Source organism: Klebsiella quasipneumoniae subsp. quasipneumoniae, assembly GCF_020525925.1.
Taxonomy (GTDB): domain Bacteria; phylum Pseudomonadota; class Gammaproteobacteria; order Enterobacterales; family Enterobacteriaceae; genus Klebsiella; species Klebsiella quasipneumoniae.
In genome coordinates this window covers 3707192-3729230 of record NZ_CP084876.1, presented here as the reverse complement: position 1 = coordinate 3729230, position 22039 = coordinate 3707192, and the positions used below count along the sequence as shown (strand labels likewise).

General features: G+C 61.1%; 20 protein-coding genes. 5 read left to right on the top strand and 15 right to left on the bottom strand.

Annotation, left to right across the window (positions count from 1 at the left end; all coding sequences use genetic code 11):
- Positions 1-38 precede the first annotated feature (38 nt).
- The 8 genes from tcuC to ybfF form a co-directional block, all read right to left on the bottom strand.
- Positions 39-1334: an MFS transporter gene (gene tcuC / locus LGM20_RS18035; RefSeq protein WP_044521649.1), complete on the bottom strand. Its 1296-nt coding sequence runs from the start codon at positions 1332-1334 to the stop codon at positions 39-41.
- 54 nt (positions 1335-1388) lie between these two features.
- On the bottom strand, positions 1389-2528 hold the full coding sequence (tcuB, locus tag LGM20_RS18030; RefSeq protein ID WP_023288853.1) for a tricarballylate utilization 4Fe-4S protein TcuB: 1140 nt from the start codon (positions 2526-2528) through the stop codon (positions 1389-1391).
- A complete protein-coding gene (gene tcuA, locus LGM20_RS18025; protein ID WP_032455143.1) occupies positions 2515-3918 on the bottom strand; it encodes an FAD-dependent tricarballylate dehydrogenase TcuA in 1404 nt (467 codons plus the stop codon). The genes tcuB and tcuA overlap by 14 nt, the downstream gene beginning before the upstream one ends.
- Before the next feature lie 97 nt (positions 3919-4015).
- Positions 4016-4942: a tricarballylate utilization LysR family transcriptional regulator TcuR gene (gene tcuR / locus LGM20_RS18020; protein ID WP_023288855.1), complete on the bottom strand. Its 927-nt coding sequence runs from the start codon at positions 4940-4942 to the stop codon at positions 4016-4018.
- A gap of 127 nt (positions 4943-5069) precedes the next feature.
- Positions 5070-5522 carry a ferric iron uptake transcriptional regulator gene (gene fur / locus LGM20_RS18015; RefSeq protein ID WP_004885952.1) on the bottom strand — a complete coding sequence of 151 codons (453 nt, stop codon included), beginning with the start codon at positions 5520-5522 and terminating at the stop codon, positions 5070-5072.
- A gap of 291 nt (positions 5523-5813) precedes the next feature.
- Positions 5814-6344 carry a flavodoxin FldA gene (gene fldA / locus LGM20_RS18010; protein WP_002894765.1) on the bottom strand — a complete coding sequence of 177 codons (531 nt, stop codon included), beginning with the start codon at positions 6342-6344 and terminating at the stop codon, positions 5814-5816.
- A gap of 151 nt (positions 6345-6495) precedes the next feature.
- The gene (gene ybfE, locus LGM20_RS18005) at positions 6496-6789 is read right to left on the bottom strand and encodes a LexA regulated protein (RefSeq protein WP_002894767.1); all 294 of its coding nucleotides are present in this window, start codon (positions 6787-6789) and stop codon (positions 6496-6498) included.
- A 133-nt stretch (positions 6790-6922) separates the two neighbouring features.
- The gene (gene ybfF / locus LGM20_RS18000) at positions 6923-7696 is read right to left on the bottom strand and encodes an esterase (protein ID WP_044521651.1); all 774 of its coding nucleotides are present in this window, start codon (positions 7694-7696) and stop codon (positions 6923-6925) included.
- A gap of 183 nt (positions 7697-7879) precedes the next feature.
- Here ybfF and seqA point away from each other — a divergent pair, with 183 nt between their 5' ends.
- The 3 genes from seqA to LGM20_RS17985 are packed head-to-tail and all read left to right on the top strand — an operon-like array spanning position 7880 to position 10593.
- Entirely contained in the window at positions 7880-8428 is a 549-nt protein-coding gene (gene seqA, locus LGM20_RS17995) for a replication initiation negative regulator SeqA (RefSeq protein ID WP_032428668.1), read from the top strand.
- Between the two features lie 32 nt (positions 8429-8460).
- A complete protein-coding gene (gene pgm, locus LGM20_RS17990) occupies positions 8461-10101 on the top strand; it encodes a phosphoglucomutase (alpha-D-glucose-1,6-bisphosphate-dependent) (protein ID WP_023288859.1) in 1641 nt (546 codons plus the stop codon).
- 54 nt (positions 10102-10155) lie between these two features.
- Positions 10156-10593, top strand: coding sequence for a hypothetical protein (locus tag LGM20_RS17985; protein WP_044521653.1), 438 nt, complete (start codon positions 10156-10158; stop codon positions 10591-10593).
- Here LGM20_RS17985 and kdpE read toward each other — a convergent pair.
- Genes kdpE through kdpF form a run of 6 tightly spaced genes read right to left on the bottom strand, consistent with a single transcriptional unit; the run spans position 10575 to position 18360 of the window.
- The gene (gene kdpE, locus LGM20_RS17980; protein ID WP_044521655.1) at positions 10575-11252 is read right to left on the bottom strand and encodes a two-component system response regulator KdpE; all 678 of its coding nucleotides are present in this window, start codon (positions 11250-11252) and stop codon (positions 10575-10577) included. The genes LGM20_RS17985 and kdpE overlap by 19 nt on opposite strands.
- Positions 11249-13936 carry a two-component system sensor histidine kinase KdpD gene (gene kdpD, locus LGM20_RS17975; RefSeq protein ID WP_032455149.1) on the bottom strand — a complete coding sequence of 896 codons (2688 nt, stop codon included), beginning with the start codon at positions 13934-13936 and terminating at the stop codon, positions 11249-11251. The genes kdpE and kdpD overlap by 4 nt, the downstream gene beginning before the upstream one ends.
- Positions 13937-14512: a potassium-transporting ATPase subunit KdpC gene (gene kdpC / locus LGM20_RS17970; RefSeq protein ID WP_023288862.1), complete on the bottom strand. Its 576-nt coding sequence runs from the start codon at positions 14510-14512 to the stop codon at positions 13937-13939.
- A gap of 10 nt (positions 14513-14522) precedes the next feature.
- Positions 14523-16571, bottom strand: a complete 2049-nt coding sequence (gene kdpB, locus LGM20_RS17965; RefSeq protein WP_044521657.1) for a potassium-transporting ATPase subunit KdpB — start codon at positions 16569-16571, stop codon at positions 14523-14525.
- Positions 16572-16591: 20 nt separating this feature from the next.
- A complete protein-coding gene (gene kdpA / locus LGM20_RS17960) occupies positions 16592-18271 on the bottom strand; it encodes a potassium-transporting ATPase subunit KdpA (protein WP_044521658.1) in 1680 nt (559 codons plus the stop codon).
- Positions 18271-18360: a K(+)-transporting ATPase subunit F gene (kdpF, locus tag LGM20_RS17955; protein ID WP_020323459.1), complete on the bottom strand. Its 90-nt coding sequence runs from the start codon at positions 18358-18360 to the stop codon at positions 18271-18273. The genes kdpA and kdpF overlap by 1 nt, the downstream gene beginning before the upstream one ends.
- 307 nt (positions 18361-18667) lie before the next feature.
- On the opposite strand from kdpF, the gene LGM20_RS17950 reads away from it, so the two are divergent.
- Positions 18668-18877 carry a DUF2517 family protein gene (locus LGM20_RS17950; RefSeq protein WP_004142243.1) on the top strand — a complete coding sequence of 70 codons (210 nt, stop codon included), beginning with the start codon at positions 18668-18670 and terminating at the stop codon, positions 18875-18877.
- 182 nt (positions 18878-19059) lie between these two features.
- Positions 19060-20502, top strand: a complete 1443-nt coding sequence (phrB, locus tag LGM20_RS17945) for a deoxyribodipyrimidine photo-lyase (RefSeq protein ID WP_044521661.1) — start codon at positions 19060-19062, stop codon at positions 20500-20502.
- Here the strand turns inward: phrB and LGM20_RS17940 are convergent.
- Positions 20474-21952 (bottom strand): MFS transporter, encoded by a 1479-nt coding sequence (locus tag LGM20_RS17940; RefSeq protein WP_044521662.1) that lies wholly within the window; start codon positions 21950-21952, stop codon positions 20474-20476. The two genes, phrB and LGM20_RS17940, sit on opposite strands and share 29 nt — an antisense overlap.
- Between the last annotated feature and the right edge of the window lie 87 nt (positions 21953-22039).

Here is a 22039-nt window from a genome sequence, read left to right as displayed (position 1 = left end):
GGCAAACGGGCGGAGTCTATCTCCGCCCGTTTGTTTTTTTAGCGCTGACTCTCCGCCGGCTGATAGCCGCGACTCAGGCGCACGAACAGCAGCGCGGTGGCGATGAACCCGCACAGCGCAGCGCACATCAGCCACCATCCCGGCGCGCTTTTATCGCCGGTAAGCTCGACCAGGGCAGTGGAGATAGCCGGCGTCAGGCCGCCGAAGATGGCGGTGGCGAGGCTGAAGGCCAGCGAAAAGCCCACGGTGCGGACATAAACCGGCATCACTTCAGTGAGCGCCGCCACCATCGCGCCGTTATACATGCCAAAGAAGAAGGAAAACCACAACAGGACCAGCGTCATACGGGTGAAATCCGGCGCGGCGGTGAGCCAGTGCATCACCGGCCAGGTGGTGAGCAGCGCCAGCACGGTAATCCCCATCAGCACCGGGCGACGACCGATCCGATCAGAGATCGCGCCGCCAATCGGTAACCAGATAAAATTGGAGATGCCCACCAGCATGGTGACCAGCAGGCTGTCGCGGGCGCTGAGGTGTAGCACTGCTCTGCCGTAGGTTGGCGTATAGACGGTAATAAAGTAGAAAGTGGTGGTGGTCATCGCTACCAGCAGCGTCCCCGCGGTAATAATGCGCCAGTTTCTGGCGATGGTGGTCAGGATCTCTTTGGTATCCGGGCGATGTTTACGCTGCAGGAATTCCTCGGTCTCCTGCAGCGAGTGGCGCAGCACGAAAATCAGCGGAATGATCATACAGCCAATAAAAAAGGGGATGCGCCAGCCCCAGGCGGCAATCTCCTCATGTTCCAGCGTGGCGTTCAGCGCATAGCCGATCAGCGCCGCCATGATGATAGCCACCTGCTGGCTGGCGGACTGCCAGCTGGTATAGAAGCCTTTATTGCCCGGCGTAGCGATTTCAGAGAGATAGACCGACACTCCGCCAAGCTCGACGCCCGCCGAGAACCCCTGCAGCAGACGGCCCACTAACACGAGGATCGGCGCCAGCACGCCGATAGTCTGATAGCCAGGGACCAGGGCGATGAGTAGCGTCCCGCAGCCCATGATCGCCAGGGTGACCATCAGCCCTTTGCGGCGACCGATTCTGTCGATATAAGCGCCGAGCACCACCGCGCCGATAGGACGCATCAGGAAGCCCGAGCCAAATACCGCAAAGGTGAGCATCAGCGCCGCGAACTCGCTCTCCGCCGGAAAGAAGGTGCGGGCGATATAGGTGGCGTAAAAGCCAAACAGGAAGAAGTCGAACTGTTCGAGAAAATTACCGCTGGTCACGCGGAGGATAGCGCCGACGGTGCCGGCGCGGGTGGGTTGTTGGGTCATAGGGGGTGATCTCCATTGTCTTTATCTTGTTGTTATCGGGTGCAGAGGGGCAGGTCAGTCGCCGGCGACGCCCGCCTGTTTTCCGCGGCGTTTCTCAATCGCCCACTTGAGTAACGCCGCACAGCGATAAAATCCGTGGGCAAATTTTCCATACGGCAGGGTTAAGAACAGGGCCATCACCACCCCGAGGTGGATGGCGAGCAGGACGCCCATCCACGAAGTATCCCGCCCCGCCAGCAGCGCCAGGCCGGTGAAGCTGGTCAGCAGCAGCAGCAGAATAAATCCGCGATCCATCGGTTTCTGCCGCGCGTCGCCGTGCAGCGGCGAGCGGCGCAGGTTCAGCCACAGCAGGCCCGCCGGGCCGACCAGCAGGCCGATGCCGCCGAGGGTACCGAGCAGCACCGGCAGGCTGAAGAACGGGTAGGGGGCTTCCTGGCCGGCGATATAGTGATAGCCCGTGGCCACCACGGTGGCGGCGAAACAGAGCATAAAGCCGTAGAAGGTGCAGTGGTGGAAACGGCGGCGCAGCAGGGTGAAGGCGTCATCGGCTTCGTTGCAGCCTTTCCCGTGGCCGCCGTCGAGATATTTCAGCGTCAGCGCATCATGGGATGCCTTCGCAATATCAATCGGTTGCGGCTGGCCCGGGGAGATCTCGCGCCAGAAGCGGATCACCCCGCTCATCAGTAAGCCAATCGCCAGCACAAAGACCGAACCAAACATCCACGCCAGCAGGTTATGGGGGAATATCTGGTAGAAGTCGCCCGCCAGCGGCGGATGGCGCAGCGAGCCTTTGAGCCCCATCGCCAGCAGCAGAAAGACAATCAGGCCGCCGACCAGCGCCAGCACGGTGGTCATGCCGGCCCGGCGGTACAGGCTGCCAAAGGCGGCGGGCTGGGCGTAGTGTTGATAGGTCTCGAGCCGGACTTCGGCCATCGCCTTCGGCACGTTAATGGCGAACTCGTGCGGTGGCGCATACTGGCAGGCATGCAGGCAAGCGCCGCAGTTATGGCACAGGTTAGCCAGATAGTTGATATCCGCCTTGCCAAAGGCCAGGCGCTGGGTCATCGCCGGGAACACGGCGCAAAACCCTTCGCAGTAGCGGCAGGCGTTACACACCTGCATCACCCGTTCGACTTCCGCCTCCGGCTCGGTGATGATCTGCGCGTCAATGATCAGCTTTTCAAGCGACTTCATGGTGTTTCTCCTGCTGCGCCGCCCGGGCGGCTTGCTGGCCGGCGATGCGGCCGAAGGTGGTGCCGATCGACATCCCGACGCCGGCGGTGTAGCCCTTGCCCAGCACGTTGCCGGCCATCATTTCCCCGGCGACGAACAGATTACGGCTAGGTTGACCGGCGAAATGGACGGCGGCGGTGTCGTCGACGTAGAGCCCGAGGTAGGTGAAGGTGATCCCCGGCCGCAGGGCGTAGCCGTAGTAAGGCGGCGTATCGATGGGGCGCGCCCAGTGGGTTTTCGCCGGCGTGAGGCCAGAGGTCGCGCAGTTATCCAGGCGGGTGTGATCGAACTGGCCCGGCGCGCAGGCGGCATTATAGTCGGCGATGGTTTGCGCTAACCGTTCGCCGTCCAGCCCCAGCTGGCGAGCCAGTTCCTCGATGGTATTGGCCTGAGCGCCGGGAAAGACGGGGGGCATAAAGTGGCCGATGGCTTTGCTGTCGATGATCGAGTAGCCGATCTGTCCAGGCTGGTGGGCGACCAGTCGGCCCCAGATGGCGTAGCGTTTAGGCCAGAAATCTTCCCCCTCATCATAAAAGCGCACGGCATCGCGGTTGACCACCACCCCCAGCGAAACGCAGTCGACGCGGGTGCAGATCCCGCCGTCATAGAGCGGCGCCCGGGCGTCAATGGCGACGCAGTGGGACTGGGAAGGATCGCCGATGATATCGGCCCCGGCGTCGATCATAAACTTGAGCAGCACCCCCTGGTTGAAGCGCGTGCCGCGGATGAGAAAGTTATCGGCGGGCCATTCGCCGCGGTCATTTTGCCCCCAGGCCTCGCGCAGCCACTCGCGGTTGGATTCAAATCCGCCGGCGGCGAGGACGCAGCTTCTCGCGACAATCCGTTCCTCGCCCGCCAGCGCGGCGACAAATTCACCGTTGCGCAGTTCCAGAGCCTGCACCGGCGTGTTGTAGCGGATCTGCACCCCCATCCGCTCTGCGCTGCGGTAATAGGCATTGACCAGCGCTTTGCCGCCGCCCATAAAAAAGGCGTTGGTGCGGGCCACGTGCAGGGCGCCGGAGAGCGGCGGCTGAAAGTTAACCCCGTGCTGACGCATCCAGTCCCGGCACTGTGACGAGGTGCGGATCACCAGCCGGGCCAGCGCTTCGTTGGTGTTCCCTTCGGTGACGCGCAGCAGATCCTGCCAGTACTCCTCTTCCGGATAGCTGTCGACCAGCACGTCCTGCGGCGCATCGTGCATACAGCGCAGGTTACGCGTGTGCTGCGAATTGCCGCCTCGCCACTCCCGCGGCGCCGCCTCCAGCAGCAGCACCGAGGCGCCGGCTTCCCGGGCGGTTAAGGCGGCGCATAGCGCGGCATTGCCGCCGCCAATGACCAGTACATCCACCATTATCGGCTCCCTTACAATTTAATGGATTGTTAAATTTGTAATGGGAATGTAGGCGGTAACGGCGACGGGGCGCTATGGCGTAACGCTAAAGAGGGGTTTAGTTAACGTAAAGGGTGGCGCCTGGCCAGCGATCGGACTCCACCAGCTGGCGCATGACTTTGCTTAGTATGACCCGTGCCGCAAGGCCTGCCGGGGTGAGCTCATCATCCGACAGGCTGACCAGAAAGTTGGGGCGGCTGAGGACCGGATTAGCGATGCCGATCACCCTCAGCGCCTGATGGTCGAGATGGGAAATAGCGGCCCCGGGCTGCAGAGTGGCGCCCAGTCCGCTGCGCACGGCCTGCATCAGCAGGGCCAGACCGTCAATGTCCGCCACCACCTCAACGCTGAGGCTGTGCTGCTGGCAAACCGCCTCCAGCCTGCCGCGCAGGCCGTGGCCCTGGCTTGGCATAATCAGCGGCAGGGTGGTGAGCTGGTCAGGGGAAACAGGGTCATCCGGCAGCGAGGCCAACAGCGCATGGGTGCCAATCAGGAACAGGCGCTCTTCGAGCACCGGTCTGGCGCTCCAGCGCAGGATCTTCTCCTGCTGGAAGACGATGGCTAAATCCAGCTGGCGGGTGTTGATCATCCGCTCCAGATTCCCGGAGAGGCTTTCCACCAGGTGCAGGCGGACGTCGGGGTAGCTCTCGCGCATCGCGTTGATGAACGGTACGCCAAGAACGGAGGCGGTGCTGGGGGCCATGCCGACGCTGACGTGGCCCGACAGCCGCGCCTCGCGGGCGGCGAGGATGGCATCATCGGCATGACGCAGCGCCAGCTGCGCCTGTGAGTAGAAAGCGAGGCCCGCGCTGGTGGGCGTCACGCCGCGAGAGGTTCGCTGCAGGAGGCGAATGGACAGCTCATTTTCCAGACGCGCGATCTGCTGGCTGAGCGCCGAGACGCCGATATTCAGATCGAGCGCGGCGCGGCCCATGCTGCCGGTTTCAACAATGCGCGTAAAATAGCGTAGCTGGCGAAGTTCCATATCAACTCTCCGGACAAAGCGGGGACTCGCGAGGGTCGCCGCCGGGACGTGAGCGGGAAGCGCGGCAGAAGCGCCCATAAAAAAGCCAACCGGCTGGTTGGCTTTTCAGAGCAGGCGAAGCAGGGAATTACTTTTCCACTGCGTCGTGGGCGTGTTCGTCCTCGCGGCAATCACCTTCCGCACAGTGACCGTACAGATACAGACTGTGGTTGGTCAGGCGGATGCCGTGACGGGAAGCGATTTCACGCTGGCGCGCTTCGATAGAGTCATCACTGAATTCGATCACTTTGCCGCAGTCGAGGCAGATCAGGTGATCGTGGTGATGCTGCTGGGTCAGTTCGAAAACGGATTTACCGCCTTCAAAATTATGACGAGTCACGATACCGGCGTCATCAAACTGGTTGAGGACGCGGTAAACGGTCGCCAGACCAATCTCTTCGCCCATGTCGATCAGGCGTTTATATAAGTCTTCCGCACTGACATGATGGTTATCCGGTTCCTGCAGCACTTCAAGGATTTTCAGTCGAGGAAGTGTGACTTTCAGGCCAGCCTTCTTTAATGCGGTATTGTTGTCAGTCATGCGGAATCTGTCCTGTTGCTAAACGATCTACTTCCTTCAACGGAAGTCATACAGAAATTAACCCGACGTAATGCGTCTCATTATAGAACTGCCACTGGTAAATGAAAACTGCAAGCATCGGGCCTGGTTTGCTGTCAAAAACGAGGCACCAGCTACAAACTGCGTCACGTGCCTCGTAGAATCAGAGGACATTGTACAGATATGTGATTAAAAGTTAAAAACTTGTAGCTATTAGTTTGATTGCTTTTGTCTATTAATACGACGCAACTCAACGATTGCGCCGCTTAATTATCAGGCGTTTTTGATTTCTTCGAGGTGCAGCTCTTCAGCCACCTGCTTCACCCACTTCTCAACGCGCTCGTTGGTCAGTTCCGGCTGACGGTCTTCATCAATGGCGAGGCCGACGAAGTGGTCGTCATCCGCCAGGCCTTTGGAGGCCTCGAAGTGATAGCCGGCAGTCGGCCAGTGGCCAACGATGGTCGCGCCGCGCGGCTCAATGATGTCGCGGATGGTGCCCAGCGCATCGCAGAAGTACTCTGCGTAGTCTTCCTGGTCGCCGCAGCCGAACAGCGCCACCAGCTTGCCGTTAAAGTCGATCTCTTCCAGCGTCGGGAAGAAGTCGTCCCAGTCACACTGGGCTTCACCGTAGTACCAGGTCGGGATGCCGAGCAGCAGGATGTCGTGGGCTTCCAGATCTTCTTTGCTGCTTTTGGCAATGTCGTGAACATCAGCAACATCTTTACCAAGCTGCTTTTGAATCATTTTTGCAATATTTTCGGTGTTGCCGGTGTCGCTGCCAAAAAAGATGCCGATGATTGCCATGAGTAAAATAACCTCTTGAAACTTAAATGATGTGGTAGGGACGCGATGCCCACAGATAACGGCAATCATAGCAGAACAGGCAAGGACGCGGAAACAGCAATCACGCCCGACTGCACACTCTGCTACATGAATGCGGATTTTTCGCGGAAAGTTAGACTTTTCCCTGGCTGCGCAGGGCGGTTAATTGCGTCATCAGCATCTCTTCGATGAGATCGCTGCGGCTCATATTACGCGCTTCCGCCAGTTCGTTAAGGGCATCGACCGCGTCGGCGTTGAGCTTTAGCTCCACGCGCTTCAGCCCGCGCACTTTATCGCGTTTCAGCTGATTACGTTTGTTGATGCGCAGTTGTTCATCGCGCGACAGCGGATTGGTTTTTGGTCTTCCCGGGCGACGCTCGTTTGCGAACAAATCTAATGTCGTACGGTCCGTTTGTTCTTTTGCCATGATTCTGAGTGACTTCGGGGAAACAAGCTGCCGGGCTCTAGCCGGCGCAGATAGCGCGCCATCATACATCAGGCGAACGGCTGCGCCAACGACCGCGGGCATTCTGCGGCGCGGTCGGGCATATTTTAGCCAATCAGGCGCCAATGCTCGTGAGATAGCGGCGGATCGCGCGCAACACCGCTTCGGGTTTCTCGGCATGGACCCAGTGTCCGGCGCCGGCGATGACGTGGGCCCGGGCCTGCGGGAACTGGGCCAGCAGCGCGTCGCGGTAGGCGTCGGTCACGTAGGGTGAGTTGCCGCCGGGAATAAACTGCGTCGGGTGCGGCCAGGCCGGTATGGTTTCCCAGCCGACGATATGCGGGTACTGGTCCCACAGCACCGGGACGTTGAAGCGCCAGTCGCCGTCGACGAAAGATTTCAGCAGGAACTGAATCACTCCCTCTTCCTGCAGATGCTCGCGCATCACCTGCGCCGCCTGCTGGCGGGTGCTGGCGGCGGATTCGCTGACGGCGCGGATAGCGGCGAAGATCTCATCATGGCGGCGAACATGATAATCCACCGGGGCGATATCGATCGCCACCAGACCGTTGATGCGCTCCGGCGCCAGGGCGGTCAGCGCCATCACCGCTTTGCCGCCCATCGAATGGCCGATAAAGGTGGCGCGCTCAATCTGGTGCGCGTCGAGCGTATCGCGCAGATCCTGCGCCATCGCGGGGTAGGTCATCTCTGGCGACCGCGGCGACAAACCGTGGTTGCGCATATCGACCTGCAGAATATCGTGGTCGGCGACCAGGTCGCGGGCGAGGATGCCCAGGTTGTCCAGGCTGCCAAACAGACCGTGGACCAGCACGATCGGGGAGTGGTTGTGCGGATTCTGTGCAGATTGCGCTCGGCTATTTAATTTCATGGCAAAGTTCTTTTTTTCGCTCCGTCGGGTTAGGGTATTATGTTGGACATTCTGCCATCCGGCTGCAAGACCCAGAAGTTTTCTGAGTTTTACCGCCATCCTGGTTTGACGCTATCCGCGGTTGGGATTTGTACTTATAATCCCAACGATTTGTATTCAGAAAAGATATCGCACTGGATTAAGATGAAAACAATTGAAGTTGATGATGAACTCTATCGCTATATTGCCAGCCACACTCTGCATATCGGCGAGAGCGCATCCGACATTTTACGGCGCATGCTGAAATTTTCCGCCGTTTCCCAACCGGCTACACAGGTCAGCAAAGCCGCGCCGGCGCTGGCGCCCGCGCCTGCCGTTGAGGTGAAACCCGCTAACCCGGCGAAAGATAAAGTCCGCGCCATGCGCGAGATGCTGTTATCTGATGAATACGCCGAGCAGAAGCGCGCGGTGAACCGTTTTATGCTGGTGTTGACCACCCTCTACTCCCTGGACAGTAAAGCATTTGCCGAGGCGACGGAGTCTCTGCATGGCCGCACGCGCGTCTACTTCGCGGAAGATGCGCGTACGCTGCTGAAAAGCGGTAATCAGACCAAACCGAAACAGGTTCCTGGTACACCGTGGTGGGTGATCACCAATACCAATACCGGCCGTAAATGCAGCATGATTGAGCACATCATGCAGTCGATGCAGTTCCCTGCGGAGCTGATTGAAAAGGTTTGCGGCACGATCTAGCTTTTTAACATTTGCACCAGAAGGATCAGGCAATGGCAATCGATAAACGTGCGGGGCAGCCTGCGCAACAGAGTGATTTGATTAACGTCGCCCAACTGACTGCTCAGTACTACGTGCTGAAGCCTGAAGTCGGTAATGCGGAGCATGCGGTCAAATTCGGCACCTCCGGCCATCGCGGCAGCGCGGCGCGTCACAACTTCAACGAACCGCATATCCTGGCCATCGCCCAGGCGATTGCGGAAGATCGTGCGAAGAACGGGATCACCGGTCCGTGCTATGTCGGTAAAGATACCCACGCCCTGTCCGAGCCGGCGTTTATTTCGGTGCTGGAAGTGTTAACCGCCAATGGTGTTGACGTGATCGTGCAGGAAAACAACGGCTTCACCCCGACGCCGGCGGTCTCCAACGCGATTCTGGTGCATAACAAAAAAGGCGGTCCGCTGGCGGACGGCATTGTGATCACCCCGTCACACAACCCGCCGGAAGATGGCGGTATCAAGTACAACCCGCCAAACGGCGGTCCGGCTGATACCAACGTCACCAAAGTGGTGGAAAACCGCGCCAACGAACTACTGGCCGCTGGCCTGCAGGGCGTGAAACGCCTTCCTCTGGACGCGGCGCTGGCTTCCGGCCACGTCAAAGAGCAGGATCTGGTGCAGCCGTTTATTGAAGGCCTGGCGGATATCGTCGACATGGCGGCGATCCAGAAAGCGGGCCTGACGCTGGGCGTCGATCCGCTGGGCGGTTCCGGTATCGAATACTGGAAGCGCATTGGCGAGCACTACAAGCTCAATCTGACCATTGTGAACGACCAGGTAGACCAGACCTTCCGCTTTATGCACCTCGATAAAGACGGCGCCATCCGCATGGACTGCTCCTCGGAATGTGCGATGGCGGGCCTGCTGGCGCTGCGCGATAAGTTCGATCTGGCGTTTGCCAACGACCCGGATTACGACCGTCACGGGATTGTCACCCCAGCCGGGCTGATGAACCCGAACCACTATCTGGCGGTGGCGATTAACTACCTGTTCCAGCATCGTCCGCAGTGGGGCAAAGAGGTGGCGGTCGGTAAAACCCTCGTCTCCTCGGCGATGATTGACCGCGTGGTGAACGATCTGGGCCGCAAGCTGGTGGAAGTGCCGGTGGGCTTTAAGTGGTTCGTCGACGGCCTGTTCGACGGCAGCTTCGGTTTCGGCGGCGAAGAGAGCGCCGGGGCCTCCTTCCTGCGCTTCGACGGCACGCCGTGGTCCACCGATAAAGACGGCATTATCATGTGCCTGCTGGCGGCGGAAATCACCGCAGTGACCGGCAAAAACCCGCAGGAGCACTATAACGAGCTGGCGGAGCGCTTTGGCGCGCCGAGCTACAACCGTCTGCAGGCTTCCGCGACCTCCGCGCAGAAAGCGGCGCTGTCTAAGCTGTCGCCGGAAATGGTCAGCGCTGACACCCTGGCGGGGGATCCGATCACCGCCCGTCTGACCGCAGCGCCGGGCAACGGGGCGGCGATTGGCGGCCTGAAAGTGATGACCGACAACGGCTGGTTCGCGGCGCGTCCGTCAGGCACCGAAGACGCCTACAAGATCTACTGCGAAAGCTTCCTCGGCGAAGAACATCGCAAACTGATCGAAAAAGAAGCGGTAGAGATTGTCAGTGAAGTGCTGAAGAACGCCTAAAGGCGCACGACCATCAGGCCCCTCGCGGGCCTGATTTTTTTCGCAAGGATAGCGATGAAAATACAACGGAAGTCCCTGTTTTTGTTCTGGGCGTGGATGGATCTCTTTTTCGTCCTGCAATTCTTATGGTGGAATATTGCCCACCGCCGACTCCCTTTTTACGACGACCTGCTGGCTTATCTCCAGCTGCTGCACGACTGGGGCGCTGCGGCGGTCTGGCTCTATCCGCTGAATGTGCTGCTGATTATCAGCATCCCGCTGTCGATGATCCTCTTTTTCCGTCAGAGCCGCTATGGGCTGTGGCTGGCCTGGGGGCAGGCGCCGCTCAGGCTGGTGTTTATGCAGCCTTCGCTTTCTGTGGGTCTGTGGCTGATTCAGGCCGCCGGCGTCCGGCATTTCGCGATCCTGGGAGGCTTCCTGCTGCTCTCTGAAGGGTTGAAAATCGCCAGCCTCTGGTACTGCAGAGGCGGGGCTCAGGGCATAAAGCGATAACCAATCCCGGTTTCGGTCAGCAGATGCTGCGGGCGCGCCGGATCGGCCTCCAGCTTTTGCCGCAGGTGACCCATATAGATCCGCAGATAATGGCTGTGCTCCACGGCGTTAGGGCCCCACACCTGATTCAGCAGCTGGCGCTGGGTAAGCACTTTGCCGGGATTATTCAATAGCGCCGCCAGCAGGCGAAACTCGATGGGCGTCAGGTGGATCTCTTCGCTGCCGCGCAGGATGCGGCGGGCGGGGATATTGACCTCCAGGTCGGAGAAGCGCACCACCGGCTCGTCGGACTGCGCCGCGCCGTGACGACGCAGTGCGACGCGCAGGCGGGCCTGCAGCTCGCCGATGCCAAAGGGTTTACTTAAGTAGTCATCGGCGCCGGCATCCAGGGCGGCAATTTTGTCGTGCTCTTCGCTACGCGCTGACAGGACGATAATCGGCATCTGACTCCACTGGCGCAGGTCGCGAATAAAATCAATGCCGTCGCCATCCGGCAGGCCGAGATCGAGTATCGCGAGGTCGGGCTTACGGGTGGCGGCTTCGATCAGCCCGCGCTGCAGGGTTTCCGCTTCAAATACGCGCATGCCGTCGGCTTCCAGCGCGGTGCGCAGAAAGCGACGGATAGCGTGTTCGTCTTCGATAATCAGAACGTTAATCACAATTCCTCAGATAGCTCTTCCAGTTCAGGGGGCGTTTCTCCCGGCAGTGTAACACGGAATGAGGCGCCGCCTTCCGGCCGGTTGCTGGCGGAGATGGTCCCGCCGTGGACGTCGACGATGGCCTGACAGATGGCAAGGCCCAGCCCGACGCCGGGGATCGCCGACTCTTTGTTGCCGCGGGCGAATTTATCAAAGATAGCCTGTTCCTGACCCGCCGGGATCCCCGGACCATTATCCCATACCTCCAGCGACAGCTGCCGGGCGTCTGCTTCGGCGCGAATACCGATGTCCGCCCGGGCGCCGGCATACTTATGGGCATTCTCCAGCAGATTGATCAGCACCCGCTCGAACAGCGGCCCGTCGACATGCACCAGCTGCAGCGGGTCGGGTAAATCCAGTTGAACGTGCTGGCCGCCGAGGCTCGGCTCGAGCATACGCAGCGCGCTGCCGACCACTTCCTCCAGCGTCAGCCACTCCTTGTGCAGATTAAAGCCGCCGGACTGGATCCGCGCCATATCCAGCAGGTTGTTCACCAGCCGGGTGGTATTGAGCACATGCTGGCGGATTTCATTGGCCTGCGGGGCATGCTTCGAGCCCTCGCTGGCCAGATCGAGGGTCAGGATTTCCGCCTGGCCAAACAGCACGGTGAGCGGGGTACGCAGATCGTGGGACAGGGCGGCGAGCAGCGAGTTACGCAGGCTTTCGCGCTCGCTGGTCAGCCGGGCCTGCTCTTCGCTGGCGGTCAGGGTGAGACGCTCCAGGGCGCTGGCCACCAGCAGGGTGAAGGTCTCCAGCAGCCGCTGCTGCTCCGGGATCATCAGCTGGCGCAGATTCGCCGGCTCCACCACCAGCAGTCCCCAGGTGCGGGCGGCGCTCTTCAGGGGCAGGATCTGATACGGCACGCCGGGCAGGGTATCGGTGCCGGCGCCGGCGGGTTGCCCCTTATCAAAGCTCCAGCGGGCGATGGCGTCATCCCACGGCGTCAGCCCGGGCTGGTGGGTTAAGGGCAGCAGTTTCCCCTGGGCGTCCGGGAGCAGCAGCTGGCTGCGAGCCTGAAAGGTGGAGGCGATAAACCGCTCGCTGGTGGTGGCGATATCCTGCTGGCTACGACCCACCGCCAGCGCTTTGGACATTTCATACAGGTGGCGGGTACGCCGCTCGCGATAGCGCGCCACCCGCGCCTGGTAGCGCACGCCGGCGGTGAGGTTACCGATAAGCAGGCCAACGGTGAGCATCACGCCGAAGGTGAGCAGATACTGGACATCTGACACCGCCAGCGTGCCGCGCGGGGCGACAAAAAAGAGATCGAAACTGATAACGTTGATCACCGTCGCCAGCACCGACGGCCAGCGGCCATAGAGCAGGGCGATGATCACCACCCCCAGCAGATAGAGCATGACCAGGTTGGCGGCTTCGAAGGCCATCAGCCACTGCATGGCCACCAGAGTAATGATGGCGCACAGGGCCACCGCCAACGCGCAGCCCTGCAGCTGCAGCCGCCATTTCTCCAGCGCCGGACGAGTGTCGCTGGCGCGCGCCGGAAGGGGGAAGGGCTTTTCATCCAGGGCGATGACCACCAGATCGAGGTCCGGCGCGTGACGAGCCAGACGGTCGGCGAAGCCGCTGCGATCCCACCAGCGGCGCTTGCTCTGGCGGCCGATGACAATTTTTCCGAGGTTATGTTCGCGCGCGTAATGGAGGACCGCTTTCTCTTCAGACGGGTCGGAGAGGGTGGCGGTTTCGGCGCCCAGCTCCTGGGCCAGACGCAGCGCGGCGAGGATGGCCCGCCGCCGGGATTCCGGCAGGCGGTGCAGGGAAGGCGTTTCGACATATACCGCATGCCAGACGCTGCCCAGACGGGCGGCGAGGCGGGCGGCGGTACGCACCAGCTTTTCGCTGCCGGTGTTGTGCCCGATACAGAGCAGAATGGCGTCGCGGGTGTGCCAGACTTTCTCCTGGCCCTGGCGGTCGCGCCAGGCGCGCATCTGCTCATCGACGCGATCGGCGGTACGGCGCAGAGCCAGTTCGCGCAGCGCAATCAGGTTCCCTTTGCGGAAAAAGTTCTCGATAGCGCGCTCGGCCTGGCCGCCGATGTAGACTTTGCCCTCATTGAGCCGCTGGCGCAGATCGTCAGGGGGGAGGTCCACCAGCACCACGTCGTCCGCGGCGTCAAAAAAGGGATCGGGGACGGTCTCCCGCACCTGCACGCCGGTGATCCCGCTGACAACGTCGTTCAGGCTTTCCAGATGCTGAACGTTAACCGTGGTGAAGACGTCAATCCCGGCTTCCAGCAGTTCGTCCACATCCTGCCAGCGCTTCGGATGGCGGGAGCCGGGGGCATTACTGTGCGCCAGTTCATCCACCAGAATCAGCGCCGGGCGGCGGGCGAGGGCGGCGTCGAGGTCGAACTCATACACGTAGCGCCCGCGGTGAGCGAGCCGCCGCGGCGGCAGGGTGCTCAGGCCCTGCAGCATCGCGGCGGTCTCTTTCCGGCCGTGGGTCTCCGCCACGCCAATCAGAATATCCAGCCCCTGGGCCCGCAGCCGCTGCGCTTCCGCCAGCATCGCCCAGGTTTTCCCCACCCCGGCGCAGGCGCCGAAGAAGACTTTCAGTTTGCCGCGATGCGGGGCGGCGGTGTGCTGCAGCAGGCGGTCAGGGTCCGGACGCAGCGGCTCGTCACTCATTTACTTATCCTTCAGGGCATCCAGCGCCATATTGAGTTGCAGTATATTGACCACCGGCTGGCCAAGGAAGCTCAGCAGCGGCGTTTGTGTGGCCTGGTTAACCAGCGCGGTCACCTGGTCGACGCTCAGCTGGCGCGCTTTGGCCACCCGGGGCGCCTGCCACAGCGCGGCGGCCGGGGTCAGGTTGTTATCGAGACCGCTCGCCGAGGTGGTGACCAGTTCGACTGGCACCCGCGGGTCGGCATCCGGGTTCGCGGCGCGCAGGGCCTGTACCCGCTCGCTTACCGCCTTATCCAGCGCCGGGTTGCTGGCGGCGAGGTTGCTGCCGCCAGAGGCCATCGGGTTATCCGCTGTCTCCGCGGTGGCTGACGGGCGGCCCTGGAAATAGCCTGCGGCGGTAAAGTTCTGGCCAATCAGCGCCGAGCCGCGCACCTCGCCGTTCAGGCGGATCAGCGAGCCATTGGCCTGTGAGTTAAACCACCACTGTCCCAGGCTGGTGGTCAGCAGAGGATAAACGCCGCCGGTGAGCAGGGTTAACAGAATAAATAGCACAAGTGCTGGACGAATCAATGACATAGTTTGTTCCTCACACCAGACCGCTCAGGGTCAGCAGCAGGTCAATGGCTTTAATACCGATAAATGGCACCAGCAGACCGCCGAGGCCGTAGATCCACAGGTTGCGGCGCAGCATCGCCGAGGCGGAGAGCGGGCGATAGCTCACCCCTTTCAGGGCCAACGGGATCAGGAAGACGATGATCAGCGCGTTGAAGATAACGGCGCTGAGGATCGCCGACGATGGCGAATGCAGGCCCATCACGTTCAGCATCGCCAGCTGGGGATAGACCGCGGCAAATGCCGCCGGAATAATGGCGAAATATTTCGCCACGTCGTTGGCAATACTGAAGGTGGTCAGCGAGCCGCGCGTCATCAGCATCTGTTTGCCGATATGGACCACCTCAATCAGTTTGGTGGGGTTGGAATCCAGGTCGACCATGTTGCCCGCCTCTTTCGCCGCCTGGGTGCCTGAGTTCATGGCCACCGCGACGTCGGCCTGGGCCAGCGCGGGCGCGTCGTTGGTGCCGTCGCCGGCCATCGCCACCAGCCGACCTTCCGACTGATACTGGCGGATCAGCGCCAGCTTGGCTTCCGGCGTCGCTTCGGCGAGGAAATCGTCGACGCCGGCCTCGGCGGCGATCGCCGCGGCGGTGAGGCGGTTATCGCCGGTGATCATCACCGTTTTAATGCCCATTTTGCGCATCTGGGCGAAACGCTCTTTGATGCCGCCTTTGACGATATCTTTGAGCGAAATAATCCCCAGCACCTTTTCACCTTCGGCAACCACCAGCGGCGTTGCCCCCTGGCGGGCGACCTCTTCCACCTGCTTCTCGACATCGGCAGGGAAGTGGCCGCCGTTGGCCTCCACGTGACGGCGAATCGCGTCCACCGAGCCTTTACGGATCATGCGCTGATCGATATTGATGCCGCTCATCCGCGTTTGCGCGGTAAAGGGGACAAAGGTGGCGTGCAGCGACTGCAGATCGCGTTCGCGCAGGTTGAAGCGCTGCTTCGCCAGCACCACGATGCTGCGTCCCTCAGGGGTTTCGTCCGCCAGCGAGGAGAGTTGGGCGGCGTCGGCGAGGGTTCGCTCTTCCACACCGCGCGCCGGCAGGAAAGCGGAGGCCTGGCGGTTGCCGAGCGTAATGGTCCCGGTTTTATCCAGCAGCAGGACATCGACATCGCCAGCGGCCTCCACCGCGCGGCCGCTGGTGGCGATCACGTTGGCGCCCAGCATACGGCTCATCCCGGCGACGCCGATCGCCGACAGCAGACCGCCGATGGTGGTCGGAATCAGGCACACCAGCAGAGCGACCAGCACGGTGACGCTCACCGCATTGCCGCTCCAGGCCGAGAATGGCCAGATGGTGGCGGTGGCCAGCAGGAACACCAGCGTCAGGGCGATCAGCAGGATCGTCAGGGCGATTTCGTTCGGCGTTTTACGGCGCTGGGCGCCTTCCACCATGGCGATCATCCGGTCGAGGAAGGTTTCTCCCGGGTTGACGCTGCAGCGGATCACCAGCCAGTCGGAGAGGATGCGCGTCCCGCCGGTCACCGAGGCGAAATCGCCGCCGGATTCGCGGATCACCGGCGCGGACTCGCCGGTAATGGCGCTTTCGTCCACCGAGGCGCCGCCTTCGATGACTTCGCCATCGCAGGGGATAATATCCCCGGCTTCCACCAGCACCACGTCGCCTTTGCGCAGGTCTTCCGCCGGCACATGGTCGACCGTCGCGTCGTGCTGCGGGGCGCGCAGCTTACGGGCGAAGGCCGTTTTTTTCACCCCTTTCAGGCTATTGGCCTGGGCTTTGCTGCGGCCTTCCGCCATCGCTTCGGCAAAGTTGGCGAACAGCACGGTAAACCATAACCAGATACTGATGGCGGCGGCAAACGTGGCGCTGCCGGTCAGAGCGCCGCCAGCCATGGCGATGGCCAGCAGGGTGGTTAACAGGCTGCCCACCCAGACGATAAACATCACCGGATTGCGCCACTGCACCATCGGGCTGAGTTTTTTCACGGCATCCAGCAGCGCCTGGCGCACCAGCGTCGGCTCCAGCAGGGCTAATTGTTTGCGACTCATAACAGGGGGCTCCGCATCGCTCAAAGTAAGGAAAAGTGTTCGGCCAGCGGGCCAAGCGCCAGCGCAGGAATAAAGGTCAGGGCGCCCACCAGCAGCACGGTGCCGATCAGCAGACCGATAAACAGGGCGTCGTGGGTGGCCAGGGTACCGGGGCTGGCCGGTTGAATTTTCTTCGCCACCAGCGAGCCGGCGATAGCCATCACCGGAATGATGACGGCGAAGCGTCCAGCCAGCATGCAGAACGCCAGCAGCAGGTTCCAGAAGGGCGTCGCCGCGCCCAGGCCGGCGAAGGCGCTGCCGTTGTTATTGGCCGCCGAGGTGACGGCGTACAGCACCTCGCTAAAGCCGTGTGGTCCGGGGTTGAACATCCCGGCGCGGCCGGCCTCGGTCATCATCGCCAGCGCCGTGCCAAGCAGCACCAGCGTCGGGGTGACCAGAATGGCCAGGGCGATCATTTTCATTTCCCGGACATCGATTTTCTTCCCGAGGTACTCCGGGGTGCGGCCGACCATCAGCCCGGCGATAAACACTGCCAGCATAACGAACAGCAGCATGCCATAGAGACCCGAGCCGACTCCGCCGAACACCACTTCGCCAATCTGCATCAGCCACATCGGCACCATCCCGCCCAGCGCGGTGAAGGAGTCATGCATGGCGTTGACCGCGCCGCAGGAGGCGGCGGTGGTGATCACCGCGAACAGACTGCTGGCGAGAATACCGAAGCGGCTCTCTTTACCTTCCATATTCAGGCTGCTGTCGGCGCCCAGCGTCAACAGGTGCGGGTTGCCGCGGGTTTCCGCCCACATCACCACGGCGACGCAGAGGATAAAGATCAGCGTCATCGCCCACAGAATAGCGCGCCCCTGGCGGCGATCGCTCACCACCTCGCCGAAGGCGAAGCACAGCGCCGCCGGGATCAGGAAGATGGCCAGCATCTGCACGAGATTGGTCAGCGCCGTCGGGTTTTCAAACGGATGGGCGGAGTTAGCGTTAAAGAAACCGCCGCCGTTGGTGCCCAGCAGCTTAATCGCTTCCTGTGAGGCGACAGGCCCCATCGGCAGCAGCTGGTGCGCCCCTTCGAGGGTGGTAAAGGGCTGGTAAGCCTGCAGGTTCTGCGGCACGCCTTGCTGAATAAAGAACAGGGCCACCAGCAGAGAGAGCGGCAGCAGCAGCCACAGGGTAATGCGCGTCAGGTCCACCCAGGCATTGCCGAGGGTGGACATTTTCTGTCGGGCGAAGGCGCGGGTCAGGGCGAAGACCACGGCGATGCCGGTGGCGGCGGAGAGGAAATTCTGCACCGTCAGCCCCACCATCTGGCTGAGATAGCTCATGGTGCTTTCGCCGGCGTAAGCCTGCCAGTTGGTATTACTGACAAAGCTGACCGCGGTGTTGAGCGCCAGATCCCACGGCAGCCCCGGCAGGTGCTGCGGGTTAAAGGGCAGCACGCCCTGGAGCATCAGCAGGGCAAACAGCGGCAGGCCGCCGAGGGCGTTAAACAGCAGGATCGCCAGCAAATACTGCAGCCAGCCCATCTCATCGGCGCGGATCCCGGCCACGCGCCACAGGACGCGCTCGACGCCGGCCAGGCCGGGAAGCGGGATGTTGTTCACCATTCTCGCCAGACACATCCCCAGCGGGCGCGCCAGCGCCAGCAATACCAGCAGGTAGCTGGCTAATAATAAAAATCCCTGGGCAGCCATCAGAATGCCTCCGCATGTATCAAGGCATAAACCAGATAAGCCAGTAACAGGAACACCAGCCCAACGCCAGTGAGTACGCCTGCAGTCACAATCCACCTCCGGGTGTGTTTTTGATTTACCAGGAGAATAGAAATTACGGCGCAAAGATTTCGCAAAAATCCGCGGGCGCGGTGTAAAAAAAGTATAAAAATGGCAAAGGCACAATTTAACTGATGGTTAGTATTAATTTAACTTTTTCGTAACTAATTTACGGGATGAATGTAAATTAAGTATAAATACGTGCTTTTTAGTGGTCGGATGAGTAGTAAAATTACAACCAACGCGGTACTATTTTGCTCAAACAAACATGGTAATTTTTTACCGGCGCGACTTGCCGGCCTGACAAAGGGGAGAGAAATGATGGCGTTGTACAAAGCTTATCCTGCTCATATTATTTTGCTGCGTCGGGCTTTCGCCGTCGTGGCTGGCGTCGCGGCGCTGCCGGTGATGCTGTTCTGGAAAGATCGCGCCCGCTATTACAGCTGGCTGCACCGGGTGTGGTCGAAAACCAGCGAGCAGCCGGTGTGGATGGCGCAGGCGGAAAAAGCCGCTCACGACTTCTACTGATTCGCCCTGCTGCAATGAAAGCCAATAACCGCCGGTTGCCCCCGGCGGTTTTTTTTCGTCGCTTGTCTACACTCGTTGCAAGCGCCGCAGCGGAATTGGCAGGTGCTTATTTTGCCGGAGCGCGCTATTTTTTCCGGCTTAGATCATGAGATGAGTTTTGCTGACGGATAATGAGGAGTGATATGGCCACCCATCTGGTCTGGTTACGCACGGATTTACGCATTCACGATAACCTGGCGCTGGCCGCCGCCTGCCGCGATCCGCAGGCGCAGGTGCTGGCGCTCTATATTGCCACCCCAGGGCAGTGGCGCGAGCATCATATGGCGCCGCGGCAGGCCGCTTTTATCGCCAGCCATTTGCACAGTCTGCACGCCGCGCTGGCGGAGCGTGGCATACCGTTGTGGGTAGAAGAGGCGGACGATTTTAGCGCCAGCGTCGAGCGGCTGGCCCATTTTTGCCAGCAGCACCAGGTCAGTCACCTGTTCTACAACTATCAGTACGAATTCAATGAACGCCAGCGCGATGCCGCCGTTGAGAACACCTTGAGCGAAGTGATTTGCCAGGGATTTGACGACAGCGTCCTGTTGCCGCCCGGCAGCGTACTGACCGGCGGCGGCGAAATGTATAAAGTCTTCACTCCGTTTAAGAATGCGTTTATTCGCCGGCTGCGGGAAGGGCTGCCGGCGTGCGTGGCCGCGCCAAAGCCGCGCGAGGCACCCGCCCGCCAGGCGCCGCCGCCGCCGGAGCTCAACTATCCGCAAACGCCGTTCGATGGGCTGCTGTTTGCCGCGGATGAAAAAACGGCGCTGGCGCGGCTGCGCGCGTTTTGTCAGCAACCGGCGGCGGATTATGAGGGGCAGCGCGACTTCCCGGCCGTGGAAGGGACCAGTCGCCTGTCGCCCTGCCTGGCCACCGGGGTGCTGTCGCCGCGCCAGTGTCTGCATCGGCTGCTGACGGAACACCCCGCCGCGCTGGACGGCGGGGCAGGCGCCACCTGGCTTAATGAGCTGATTTGGCGGGAGTTTTACCGCCATCTGATGGTCTACTATCCGAAACTCTGTAAAGGACGGCCGTTTGTCGCCTGGACCGATAAGGTCGCCTGGCGCGAAGAGGATGTCGCCCTGCAGGCCTGGCAGCGCGGGGAGACCGGCTATCCGATTGTCGATGCCGCCATGCGCCAGCTTAACGCCACCGGCTGGATGCATAACCGGTTGCGCATGATCGTCGCCAGCTTCCTGACTAAAGATCTGCGCCTCGACTGGCGGGCAGGGGAGCGCTATTTCATGAGCCAGCTGATTGATGGCGACCTGGCGGCGAACAACGGCGGCTGGCAGTGGGCGGCTTCGACGGGCACCGACGCCGCGCCCTATTTCCGCATATTTAATCCCACCACCCAGGGCGAGAAGTTTGATAAGCAGGGGGTGTTTATGCGTCGCTGGCTGCCGGAGCTGGCAAAGGTGCCGGAGAAGGCGCTGCATCAGCCGTGGGCGTGGGCGGATAAACAGGGGATTACGCTGGATTATCCGCGCCCGATAGTCGATCACAAGCAGGCGCGGCAGGAGACGCTGGCGGCCTGGGAGGCCGCCAGAAAGGGGATTACTCCACCGCCAGACGGCGGGTCCTGACCTTCAGCGAGTGATACAGCCAGATGACCAGCACCACGCCGACGCAGGCCAGCGCGCCCCAGGTGATCTGGCTGAAGACGTTGATGTAGGCGTCAATGGAGTAGTTCATCGCCCCGGCGGCGTCGAATGACGCCTGCGAGGTCTGGTCGGCGATAACGCCGGCCAGATAGTTGGCGATAGCCCCGGAGAGCAGCATATAGATGCCGGTCAACACCCCGGTGACCCCCGGGATCTCAATGCGGGTGATTTGCGACATCGCGACCGGGTCGATAAACAGTTCGGCAAAACCCATCACCGCCAGCCCCAGCACCATCAGCGGCATGGACGACTGACCATAGGCCGCCGACCAGCGGGCGCTGAGGGTTAGGATGCAGAACCCGGCGCTCATCAGGCCCAGACCGAGGGCAAATTTTCCCCAGATGCGCACGGTGCGATTACCGCCGACGCTCTCTTTCACCAGCCACGCCAGCACCATGCCGCAGAGCATCACCGCGAAGGCATTGATCGACTGGAACATAGCGGTAGGGACTTCGTAGCTCATGATATGGCGGTTAACGAAGCGGTCAATATACAGGCTGATGGAGCTGCCGCCCTGTTGGGCGAAGGCCCAGAACAGCAGGCTGAAAGCGGTCAGGACGACGATCAGGCGCAGATCCTTGCGCTGTTTATCGGTCTCGGCGCGCAGGTAGATCCGCGCCAGCACCGCGAGGCCAATGGCCGTGGCCACGATCAGGGCATATACCGACCACTCCTGCCAGAACAGCACGGCAATCAGCAGCGGAGCAGTGACCAGCAGCACCAGCAGCCAGCCCCAGTTCGGCAGCAGGAAGCGACGGGCGCACAGCGCCTGGCGGTTCACGCCGGCGGTATGCTGGAAGTGACGGTTGCCGCAGAGGAAAATCACCAGTCCCGCCACCATGCCGATGGCCGCCAGGGCAAAGCCCATCGCCCAGCTATACTCCTCCTGGACGTAGCCGCAGGCGATCGGCGCGATGATCGAGCCGATATTGCCCGCGGCATACATCAGCGAGAAACCGCCATCGCGACGCGGATCGGCGGGTTCGTACAGCTCGCCCAGCAGACAGCTGACGTTGGATTTAAACAACCCGTAGCCGCAGACGATGATCGCCAGCGACAGGTAGAGGAAGACCGGGGCGGTTTCGCTGGCCCCGAGCACCAGATGGCCAATGGCCATCAGCAGCGCGCCGAGCATGACCGCCATCCGGTTGCCTAACAGCTTATCGGCCAGATAGCCGCCGAGGATCGGCGTCACATAGACCAGCGAACAGTAGGCGCTGAACAGGGCGTAAGCGTGGTTATCGTCATATTTAAGCTGATTGGTGAGATAGAGGATCAGCAGGGCGCGCATGCCGTAGAAGCTAAAGTATTCCCAGATTTGCAGCGCCACGACGTAGTAAATCGCCCGCGGTTGCGATGATGTTGTCTTCATGAGAAGTGTGTTTCCTGGCGTAAAGCGAAAGTCGATCGTTCTGCATGAATAGCGTTTAATTAGTCATATTCATGGCTTGAGGGGCTT